Genomic DNA, 10,159 nt, shown 5'->3' on the forward strand with positions numbered 1-10,159 from the left:
CCAAAAACCGCTTGCCTTTCAGTTTAATTCTGCAAGAGGATTATGAAAGACGGAAGGGCGCGGAAATCTGTCCGTGTCGTGAAGACCTCCGGATACGGCCGTTTGTGAAAGGTGGGATTTGACCAGGGCGCCCTATCTGATCGGCTATGCGCGGGTATCGAAAGGTGACGATCAGTCGAACGCCGCCCAGCGCCGCGCGCTCGACGCTGCTGGTTGCAAGCGGATATTCGAGGAGATCGCCAGTGGCGGGCGCTGGGACCGGCCGAAGCTGCACGAGATGATCGGGCAGCTTCGGGACGGCGACGTCGTGGTGGTCTGGAAACTCGACCGGCTGTCACGTAGCCTCAAGGATCTGCTACACATCATGGAGCGGATCGAGACGGCGGGCGCGGGTTTCCGCTCATTGACCGAGGCGATCGACACCACGACGGCCGCAGGCCGCATGATGATGCAGATGGTCGGCAGTTTCGCCGAGTTCGAACGCGCGATGATCCGCGAGCGCACCAGCGCCGGTCTCGCGCAGGCGCGGGCCGAGGGGCGCATCGGCGGGCGCCGGCGCAAGCTCGGCGACAAGCAACGGCGCGAGATCGCGGAATCCGTCATCTCCGGCCGAAAGTCAGGCGCCGAGATGGCGCGGCTCTATCATGTCAGCGAACCGACCGTTTCGCGCATCGTCGCCGCGCACCGACAGACCATGGAGCTACCGGCATGAAACGCGGGCATGACCTGACCGGGCTGATGAAGTTCGCGACACGGCCCGAATGGGCTGACGACCTGCACGATGCGCTCGACGATCATCTGGGGCCGGCACTGGCGCAGTTCGACATCGATTCCGACGAATTGCCCGACATCATCGGGGAGCACTGGGCCATGACCCTGTGGGGCTGTGCGTTCGAGGATCTGACGACCCGCGTCCTCGAGCCCGATGGCCGCAACCTCGTGGACGAGTATCTCAAGCGCCGCGGATGGAACGAGGCAGGCCCCAACAAGATCTACATGCGCGCGCTGCGAACCTCGGTCATGAGCGTCTACGAAGTCAGCGCGATCGAGCCCGGCGTCGGCTTCCTCGCGCGTGATCTGATCCGGGGCGGAGAGCCGGTCCAGGTCCGCGAGCGCACCGCCTCGAAGACGCTGGGACCATGGGACCGGATCGGTGCGCGTATCATCCCGGTGAGTGGGCACAATATCCTGGCTGGCGGCCTGTTGTCCTTCACCGCGCAAGCCACCAGTTCCCTTCTCGAGGCATTGCGCCTGGGGCAAGGCAAGCGCGGGCCACGCGCGAAACTCGCCATGGGTGATGATCATCTGCGCGACCTGGCACCGCTCATTTCGATGGTCTGGCTGTTCGATATCCTGCCCAGGGCACTGGAGCCCACGACCATTCCCACGCTGCATAATGCCGATGGCGAGGAGGTCATCTTCCATCGCGTCCGTTTCCCGTTCGCGCGGGGTACGACGCAGGCTCTCGTCGGAGAGCGCCTCGATACGATGCCCGCCTTCCAGCGGGAAACCTCCCATTTCTGGAACTGGCTGGGGACCAAACCGAAACCGGGCAAGAAGGGCTCCGGCCAGATAGCATGGGGCGTGTCGATGGCCGACGGCACGCCGGTGCTCGGCAATCTCGAACTCAAGGGCCGTGCCCTCATCCTTGCCGTCACCTCGGCCGAGCGGGCGGAACGAGGGGCCGCGCTCATCGGCCAGGCTCTCGGCGACCTGGTCGGCACGCCTCTGACCGAGATCGAGACGATCGAACAGGCCATGGCCGCGCGTCAGGAGGGGCGGACCACATCGGAGCCGGCACCGGATATTCCCGTCGAGGTCGCCACGCCGCTCGTGCATGGCATGCTCGATCGTCAGTACCGGGCCCTCCTCGAAGAGCCTGTCCCGATGCTGGGCGACAAAACGCCCCGTCAATGCGCCCGCAGCAAGGCCGGACGGGAGCAACTCGCCGATTGGCTCAAACATCTCGAAAATCTCAGCGGGCGACAGGCCGGCACCGATGATCCGATGGCAACTTACGATTTTGCCTGGATCTGGCACGAACTGGGGATCGAGGATCTGCGCCGATGACGGCTCTCTCGGGGACATTCCCGAACGGCTGGTTCCGGGCGATTACCAACGTGAAGCCGCCGCTCCAGACGGCTCTAAGATTTCAAAAAGAACGATATGCCCGGGTGGCCCCAGAAGAGTCTTTTCGGTACAAGCCTATCTTTGACCGGTCTGGAGCGACTGTACACTACAGAAGAAACAAGATGAATCTGTCGGATCTGCTGGTACACCCACGATTTTCGCCAGTCGCTGCCGCGACGAGAGGTTATGCTCCGGTTGTCGCATGGACTGACCAGAATACAGGTATTACTTTTCAGTTTGGCAGGGATGGTGACGCACACAGCATTTGGCATTTCAGCGCTAGACACGACCAGATTCAGGGGAAGTTTTTAGCTCAGACATATATCGTTCGCCAAGAATTTGATCCGTCGATGGGTGCCGTAACCTATCTTGCCGAAGAAGACAGGTTGTTATGGGAGATCTCACCAAAACGCGCGCACCTTCATCCTGAAATAATCAAATTCACTGACATTATTGGGGGTCGAAAAGAACTTCTTAGAATTTTCTTAGATGCAATCATTACCTCTCATGCTTTCTTCAGAGAGCGATGGATTTTTGGTGAAATTAGCAGAGTCAACTTCGCGTTTGGACGACTGCCAAGCTGGGAAGAGATCACAGCCGTTCGTAATGATGTTAGGAGAGGCGGATAGCTCCGCTGCATGCATTCGGCACTTGGGAAGTTGCGGTGAGGCGGCTGCAATGAGGGCGCTATCTGACTTCGCGGAAATATGCCGTAGCCCCACATCGGCTCGATAAAATGATCGATCGCGCTTGGTTCAGCCTCGGGGAGACGATTGGCCCGATGTCGTTGCCCCTTAATTCCCGGACAGTTCCTCACTGGTTGAACGTGTGATGTATTCGCGCGGGGCGAGATAGCCAAGGGCGCGATGCGGGTGGACGTTGTTGTAGTGGTGGAACCAGCTTGGTAGCTGGCTGATCACGGCCTTGGCGTTGGGCTTTTCGGCGACGCGGACGTAGTCTCGCTTCATGGTCCGCACGAACGCCTCTGCCATGCCGTTGGATTGCGGGCTTTCGATGGGTGTTGTCCGGGGTCTGAGGTTGATCTCGCGTGCGAAGCGGCGAGTCTCCTTGGCGGTGTAGCAGCTGCCGTTATCTGTCAGCCATTCGATGGTGGAAGGCAAGCGGTTCACGCGGCCGAAGCGGTGCTCGACGGTGGCGGTCATCAGATCGCGCACGTCCTCGGCGGATATGCCTGCGGTGGTGGCCACGAAGCCCATTGCCTCGCGATCGCAGCAATCCAGGGAGAAGGCGACGCGCACCTTCTCGCCGTTGTCGCAGCCGATCTCGAAGCCGTCGGAGCACCAGCGGGTGTTGCGGGTATCAACCGCGACGCGCCCGTCGTGACGACGATCGTCTGCCTTGCCGCTATGGCGCTGGAGCAGCAGGCCATGCACCTTCATCACCCGGTAGACCCGCTTGGCATTCGGCGCAGAAGGTCCGCCATTGCGTGCCTGCCGCCGCAGGAGCGCATGGATCCGGCGGTAGCCATAGGTCGGCAGTTCCGCGATCAGAGCCTGGATACGCGCGACGAGCTCTTCCTCGGGCAGCGGAGGTCGGCCGCGGCGGCGCGCAGGGGCCTTGCGTCTGGCCGACGAGAGATGCTGCCGCGAGACGCCGAGCGCGTTCGCCACCGCGCTCACAGGTCGCCCTCCGGCAACGAGATTGTGCGCAATGCCGTTTTTTTGGGACCTGCCACGCGCGAGATCGCCTCGCGCAGGATCTCGTTCTCCATGGTCTTCTTGCCGAGCATGCGCTGCAGCTCGCGCACCTGGTTCTCCAGCGCGCGATACTCGCTGGCCGGAACCACCTCGCCGCCTGCGCGGGTGGCGGTCAGGGCGCCGCTCGCCGCCTGCCGGCGCCAGCCAAACAGTTGGTTGGGCGCTACCCCGTGCATGCGCGCCACACGCGACACGCTGTTGCCGGGCAGGAAGGTCTCTTCGACCATGCGGAGCTTCTCTTCCGGGGTCCAGCGCCTACGGCGCTGAACCCCTCCGAGAACCTCCGCATGCACATAGCTACTGGGATTACTGTCGGTCATATGCCTCACTCTTACATAAGTGTGAGGAACTGTCCGGTCATTTTGGGGGCTGCTTCACCCGAACGTCAGGACTCCTGTTTTGGCGGTCCATGTCGGCGCCTGGAGCGCCCCGATCCAGATACCATCGAGCGCGGATGTTATTCGAGCCAAACACGCCTGCGGCGCCTCGACGGTCATAGTGTAGCTCCTTGGGGCCGTTGGCGGACCGTTGCTACAACCGTCGAGCACCAGTACGGGCGCCATTAGAACCGACATCAACGCGATTTTCATCGTGGCACTTATGCAAAGCCCACCGGGCCAGGGCACGGACTCGATCGGCGCCTTTCGGGACATTCGATCACCGCACGCAACGTCCATGGTGAGGGCTATGCCATCCGATGTCGCGCCGCCTAACGCGCATTGCATCTCAAGGAACCTTGATAACAGGATTGCCGACATCTGGCAGGGGCGGTGCCGGGTCCAAAACGCGGGCGGCCCATATCAGATACCGTTGATTTAAGCGATCGTTGATCCCTTCGATCCGCGTAAAGCGCTCCCGGGCATTACTGAACTGACCGGAGCTATCGGCCATCTTGAGCCAGAGGCTCAGCGCCGCCTTCCGCTCTTCTTGGCAAGAAGTGAAAAACTCCACGTAGCGATCAACAAAAGGGAGCCGGTTCGCGCGAAGCCGCTCAGCGGCCGCAATAAGGCAGTCGTCGAGCGCGCTATAAGCAATCACATATGCCGGCTTGCCCTCACTCCGCGCCATATCGGCGTAGGATGTCGAAGCGATACCAACCGCGATCATCGCCCATTGCAGCATTCACAACCCCACCGCCCTGAGGCCGACAACCTATGACGGCTTATGGGAACGTCAAGCCACGCCTGATACGACCGCAATGAGGGCGCTTCCCGACCGACTGCTCCCGCGTCTACGACATCAGGACGCTACCGTGAATCTGTGTCCGAATAATGCACAGGGGCCGTCTAGTGACAGCCCAAGGTCGCGCCAGCGCCTCGTCAGCACGAACGTCAGTTCCTGGTCGTGCAAAGGCCGGTAGTGATGGGCGAAGCCTACGCGGCTGAAGAGTTGCGGATAGCGCGCCATCCGCTTGTCGATTCCTGGCATGCCGATCAGGATCAGGCCGATCCCCCGGCGGTCGAACAGGTCGCGCAGCCATTCCAGTGCCGTCGTGGTCAGCCGCTCAGCCTCGTCCACGATCAGCAGCTCGACGTCCGGCGCGGGCTTCCGCTCGATCGCGGAGCCGATGCTGGACACGACTTCGCAGCTCGCCGAGGTCGTGATCGCGGTGCTCGGCGTCGCGGCGAGCTGGGAGCGCCAGCGGATCGCCGAGCGTACCGGCGCGGGCCGCGCCCAGGCCAAGGCGCGCGGGGTCAAGTTCGGCCGCAAGAGCGCCCTCACCCCGCACCAGCAGGCCGAGGCGCGGCGCAAGCTCGACGCCGGCGACACGCAGCGATCGGTTGCGGCGCTGTTCAACGTCAGCCAGGCGACGATTTCGCGGCTACAGGGCCAATGAGCGACGATCGCCTGTCTAGTTTCGGAGTGAAATACAAGCGATAGCTCACCGCTTGCATCACAATAGCGGCAAGCTACCTAGCCGAATACCTCGCTATGCGAGCCGAGACGCGCGAGGCGCAGCGTGGCGTCGTCGGGCTTCGCGTAGATCAGCACCAGGTCAGGTTTGATGTGGCAATCGCGATAGCCCGCCCAATCGCCGCTCAGATCATGGTCGCGGTAGCGCGGATCGAGCGGTGTGTCCGTCGCCAGCGCGATTAGGACAGGTTGAAGATCGGCATCGAGCGTCGCCCGATGCCGGCCCTTCGCTTCTCGTTTGTAGTCGCGCTTGAACCGGGTCGATCGCTCAATCGTCCGCATGAAGGTCCGCCATCAGCGCATCGACGCTGGTGAACCTCGCGCCCTTCCCCGCCGCCAGCTCGGCGATGGCTTCGCGCGTCGCGGCGTTGGGCACCTTGACCTCGAACGGCAGGCGGCTTTCGTCGGCGACGCGAAGCATCAGCAGTCGGATCGCATCCGAGATCGACAGCCCCATCGCGCTCAGCGCGGCGGTGGCGCGCTCCTTGGTCGCATTGTCGATCCGCGCGCGGACATAGGTATCGCTGACAGCCATTTTCCGAATCCTGCTAAATAACGTAGTCTCATTGTAGTCACATCGGGTTAAAATGCAAGGTTGGGCGCGACCCTACGGGCACGACTCTATCTCCGCCTGACGGCTCCGACCGAGCCGCCGTGCCGGCGTCTCGGCGCATCCGCGTGACGATCCTCGCGTAAGGGCCGGGGGCGAGCCCCCTGCCCTGTCGCCGCCGGCGTCGCCGGCGAAGATCCATTGTTGGCGGGTGAAGGGGGACGCCGCCCCCTCCCCCCAGCAACGACAATCAGCCGGCCGTGGCTCACTCGGCTGCGCCTCGCTGCGCCCGCACCACCCGGCAGATTCTCGCTGCCCCCCTCTCCTCCGCTGCTCCGCGCGAACTCGGGAGCGATGGCGAGGCCATCGCCCCGTGGGCGATTTGAAGGAGCAAATGCGATGACCGACGACAACCGCGAAAGCTGGCTCAACCGGGTTGCGCTGGGCATGGCTCCGCTGTTCGAGGCGCTGGACGCCCCCTTGCCCGCGCGCGTGCGGGTCGCGATCGGCTTCACCAGTCGGGGCGCGAAGGGCAAGGCGATCGGCGAGTGCTGGGATAACCGGCTGAGCGGCGACGGCCATTTTGAAATCTTCATCCGGCCGGACCTGGCCCACGCGCCCGACGCGATGCCGGCGCAGATCGCGGCGATCCTCGCGCACGAGCTGGTCCACGCCGCTGCCGGCATCCCCGCCGGGCATGGGAAGCTATTTAAACGGGTCGCGTTGGGATTGGGGCTGGTCGGTAAGATGACGGCCACCACGCCGGGCGAGGCGTTCCTGGCGAGCGTGGCACCGATCCTCGATGCGGCAGGCCCCCTCCCCCATGCCCGGCTCGACACCGCCGGTGAGACGACCGCGCCCAAGAAGCAGACCACGCGGCTGCTCAAATGCGAGTGCGCGACGTGCGGCTACACGTTGAGGACCGCGCGCAAATGGCTGGAACAGGCCGGCGCGCCGCTCTGCCCGATCGAGGGGCATGGGCCGATGCAGCACGACCTGCTCGACGAGGACGATCCCGAGCCGGACGAGTGAGCATCATCTGTATATCACAATGATGGACAGATCATACGGAAGCGATTAATAGAAGGCAGCGAAGCGAGGGCGCTATGATATTGGCAGTCGGAAACACCAAGGGCGGCGTCGGCAAGACCACGCTCGCCGTCAATCTCGCGGTCGCGCTGGCGCTCGCCGGCCGCGACCTGTTGCTGGTCGATGGCGACGAGCAGGGCACCGCCCTCACCTTCACCCAGCTCCGCGCCGAACGCTTGGGCGAAGCCGGCTATACCGCCGTGGCGCTGACCGGCGCTGCGCTGCGCAGCCAGGTTCGCCAGCTCGCCGGCAAATATGACGACATCATCATCGACGTCGGCGGGCGCGACACCGGCTCGCTGCGCGCCGCGCTCACCGTCGCCGACACGCTGCTGGTCCCCGTGCAGCCGCGCAGCTTCGACGTGTGGGCGCTCGATCAGGTGTCGGCGCTGGTCGCCGAGGCGCGCGAGATCAACGAGGGCTTGCGCGCCGTCGCGATCCTGAACGGCGCGGACGCGCAAGGGGCCGACAATGAGGCCGCCCTGGAGATGATCGGCGACATTGAGGGGATCGAGGTGCTGCCCACGTCGATCGTGCGCCGCAAGGCGTTCCCGAACGCGGCGGCCGAGGGCAGGGCGGTTCTAGAGCAGAGCCCGCGCGACCCCAAGGCGATCGACGAACTGACAGCGCTGATCGCTGCCGTTTGTATATCACGATAATAGCGGAGTGCATGTCGATGGCTATCGCTCGTAAACCGAACAGCAAGCCCAAGCCCCCGGTGGACGACGCGGCGGCCGATGCCTTCATTGCCGGCGCTGCCAAGCCCGAGGCCGCGCCGATCGCTGCGGCCGAGGAGCCGGGGGAGGGGGGCGAGCCGCGCAAGTCGCCGGTGATGCTGCGCTTCGATCGGGCCTTGCTCGCCAAGGTCGATACAGCCGCCAAGCGGCGCGGGATCAGCCGCAGCGCGTGGATTCAGTTCACCGTCAGCCGCGCGCTGGACGCTGGCGAGGGGTAAGGCCGGCGGCGTTAGGCGGCTCTAGCGCGCCAACGGTGAGTTTTGGGGTAGGGGCTCACCGTTCGGCGGCGGGCAGGGTGAAATCCACCAGCACCGGCATTTCGGGAATGCCGCCGCGCAGCTTGGCGCGGCGGACGATGCTGTGCTGGTCGATGAGGTTTTGCGCGTCGCGTCGCCCGCTCGATGTTTTCGGGAGCCACATCATCGACACGCGCTCGACCTTGCGGCCCTTCTTGATCGGGGTGAACTCGACATAGAAGGGACAGAGCTTGTTGATTTCTTCCTGCGCGACCTTGAGGCAGTATTTGTTGAGATCGGCGAAGCGTTTCAGCTTATCGTCCGGCACGTTGAGCAGACCGCGCAGCTCGGCGACGGTGAACTCTTCGGATTGCTTATATTCGAGACCGATGCGGCGCTCGATCATTTCATAGAGGCACAGCGCGTATTTCGACTCGAAGCAATACATCACCTGCGTCTTGAGGCGGGCATAGACCTCGCTGTTGCGCAGTATCTCGATCAGCTCCTCGGGGATGCGATAATGAAGGAAGCCGTCCTTTTCGAGGCTTTCATCGCTGGGTCCGAGGAGCTGGACACGGCGCTTGAAGCTCTTGCCGCCCTTGCGGATGGTGACGATCGCGATCGTGCCCATTAGGCGCAGCAGCGAGCTTTCGATGCGCTCATTGCCTTGGTGCGTGCCCTTGAGTGCGGATTTGGCGATGCGGTGGATGACCGGCTCGCCGATCCGATCCCAGGCATTGGCGATTAGCAGATTGTAGATGCGGCGATCGGCCAAGGTGAGGGGGGACAGCTCGACAATATCGACCAGCTCGCCGGGCTTGACGATTTCCCCGTAATTGGCCGGATCGAACGGATTACCGCGCCCGCGCTGGGTCAATGTTCGGGCGGTGTCGATCGGCACGGGCTCTGTCATGCGACGCTATTCCAACGGTGAGCGGGACTCTTTCACCGGCTCACCCTAACGGCGAACGGTGAGTTATGCAAATCCTCCGGCTCGCCGTTGGTCCGTCTTGGCCCGGCTACCCCAAAACTCACCGATCGGAGAGGGGATACCCCAAAGCTCACCCGACTCTGCCCCGACACTCACCGTAACCAACCCCAAAACTCACTTTTGCCTACCCCAAAACTCACGCGACTCGACCCCAACACTCACTTTTCGAGGTCATTTTCCTTGGTTTTCTGCGGGTTTGCGCACGCCTGAATCTTGAATCTAAGAAGAATCTTTGAATCAGAAGCGCAACGGTGAGTTTTGGAGTAGCGCTGCCTGTGGATAACCCGGCTGCGGCATCCTTAATGGCAACGTAGCACGAAGATGAAAACGAACAACACCGCCTCTTGGGGGCTTCGCCCCCGCCGGCTCGCGGCCTTCGGCCGCCCCCGGATCGCTCCGCGATCCTCCCACCCGGCATCCCCGGATGCAAATGTGTCGGCTAGGCCGACGAGTCTTTTTGAAAGCCTTGCTCAACCGCAGCACATCGCCTTCAACGACATCGCCCAGCCACACCGTCAAATTGGCTTTCCAGAAAGCCATGCGGAGAGCGCAGCGCATCGATCGAGAGGGCAGAGCACGCGGAAATGTCGCCACAGGAGCGATTTCCGGGCCGCTGAGCCCGTTTCGAGACGTTCGACGAGGTTCAGGCAGCGCCCAGCGCCTTCTATGGGCGTCCCTGCAATCGTCGCCTTACGCTTCGGCTATCGGGGTTTCACCCACCGGCAAGCGCGGCCAGGCCGGGGGCGGTGATCCCTAACGGTGAGCCCATACCCCAAAACTCACCTTTCCCGCGC

General features: G+C 63.2%; 11 protein-coding genes and 2 pseudogenes. 7 read left to right on the plus strand and 6 right to left on the minus strand.

Features of this window, described 5'->3' with window-relative positions; genetic code table 11:
* The first annotated feature begins 118 nt into the window (after positions 1–118).
* The 3 genes from VVT58_RS24200 to VVT58_RS24210 are packed head-to-tail and all read left to right on the plus strand — an operon-like array spanning position 119 to position 2,759.
* Positions 119–712 (plus strand): recombinase family protein, encoded by a 594-nt coding sequence (locus VVT58_RS24200; protein ID WP_327752075.1) that lies wholly within the window; start codon positions 119–121, stop codon positions 710–712.
* The gene (locus VVT58_RS24205) at positions 709–2,070 is read left to right on the plus strand and encodes a hypothetical protein (protein WP_327752076.1); all 1,362 of its coding nucleotides are present in this window, start codon (positions 709–711) and stop codon (positions 2,068–2,070) included. Before VVT58_RS24200 ends, VVT58_RS24205 begins: the two co-directional genes overlap by 4 nt.
* On the plus strand, positions 2,067–2,759 hold the full coding sequence (locus VVT58_RS24210) for a hypothetical protein (RefSeq protein WP_327752077.1): 693 nt from the start codon (positions 2,067–2,069) through the stop codon (positions 2,757–2,759). The genes VVT58_RS24205 and VVT58_RS24210 overlap by 4 nt, the downstream gene beginning before the upstream one ends.
* A 165-nt stretch (positions 2,760–2,924) precedes the next feature.
* Here VVT58_RS24210 and VVT58_RS24215 read toward each other — a convergent pair.
* The 3 genes and pseudogenes from VVT58_RS24215 to VVT58_RS24225 all read right to left on the minus strand — a co-directional run.
* Positions 2,925–4,168 (minus strand): IS3 family transposase gene (locus tag VVT58_RS24215; RefSeq protein WP_156028974.1). Its coding sequence is split into 2 segments (ribosomal slippage): positions 2,925–3,827 and positions 3,830–4,168, totalling 1,242 coding nucleotides; the frame shifts between segments, so codons are not numbered across the junction.
* Between the two features lie 406 nt (positions 4,169–4,574).
* Positions 4,575–4,970 (minus strand): hypothetical protein, encoded by a 396-nt coding sequence (locus VVT58_RS24220; RefSeq protein WP_327753212.1) that lies wholly within the window; start codon positions 4,968–4,970, stop codon positions 4,575–4,577.
* Positions 4,971–5,132: 162 nt separating this feature from the next.
* A pseudogene (locus VVT58_RS24225) lies at positions 5,133–5,381 on the minus strand (AAA family ATPase); the annotation flags it as partial.
* A 1-nt stretch (position 5,382) separates the two neighbouring features.
* Between VVT58_RS24225 and VVT58_RS24230 the strand changes: the two are divergent.
* Positions 5,383–5,685 (plus strand): annotated as a pseudogene (locus VVT58_RS24230) (recombinase family protein); the annotation flags it as partial.
* Positions 5,686–5,762: 77 nt separating this feature from the next.
* Here the strand turns inward: VVT58_RS24230 and VVT58_RS24235 are convergent.
* On the minus strand, positions 5,763–6,044 hold the full coding sequence (locus VVT58_RS24235; protein WP_327753215.1) for a type II toxin-antitoxin system YafQ family toxin: 282 nt from the start codon (positions 6,042–6,044) through the stop codon (positions 5,763–5,765).
* The gene (locus VVT58_RS24240) at positions 6,031–6,297 is read right to left on the minus strand and encodes a type II toxin-antitoxin system RelB/DinJ family antitoxin (protein WP_327753216.1); all 267 of its coding nucleotides are present in this window, start codon (positions 6,295–6,297) and stop codon (positions 6,031–6,033) included. The genes VVT58_RS24235 and VVT58_RS24240 overlap by 14 nt, the downstream gene beginning before the upstream one ends.
* Before the next feature lie 414 nt (positions 6,298–6,711).
* On the opposite strand from VVT58_RS24240, the gene VVT58_RS24245 reads away from it, so the two are divergent.
* The 3 genes from VVT58_RS24245 to VVT58_RS24255 all read left to right on the plus strand — a co-directional run bounded on the left by VVT58_RS24245 (position 6,712) and on the right by VVT58_RS24255 (position 8,356).
* A complete protein-coding gene (locus VVT58_RS24245) occupies positions 6,712–7,344 on the plus strand; it encodes a transcription elongation protein SprT (protein WP_327753217.1) in 633 nt (210 codons plus the stop codon).
* A 74-nt stretch (positions 7,345–7,418) separates the two neighbouring features.
* Positions 7,419–8,060: an AAA family ATPase gene (locus tag VVT58_RS24250; RefSeq protein ID WP_327753218.1), complete on the plus strand. Its 642-nt coding sequence runs from the start codon at positions 7,419–7,421 to the stop codon at positions 8,058–8,060.
* Positions 8,061–8,077: 17 nt separating this feature from the next.
* A complete protein-coding gene (locus tag VVT58_RS24255) occupies positions 8,078–8,356 on the plus strand; it encodes a hypothetical protein (RefSeq protein ID WP_327753219.1) in 279 nt (92 codons plus the stop codon).
* A 55-nt stretch (positions 8,357–8,411) separates the two neighbouring features.
* On the opposite strand, the gene VVT58_RS24260 is transcribed toward VVT58_RS24255, so the two are convergent.
* Positions 8,412–9,287, minus strand: coding sequence for a replication initiation protein (locus tag VVT58_RS24260; RefSeq protein WP_327753220.1), 876 nt, complete (start codon positions 9,285–9,287; stop codon positions 8,412–8,414).
* Positions 9,288–10,159 lie beyond the last annotated feature (872 nt).

The organism is Sphingobium sp. SJ10-10, from assembly GCF_036038995.2.
Taxonomy (GTDB): domain Bacteria; phylum Pseudomonadota; class Alphaproteobacteria; order Sphingomonadales; family Sphingomonadaceae; genus Sphingobium.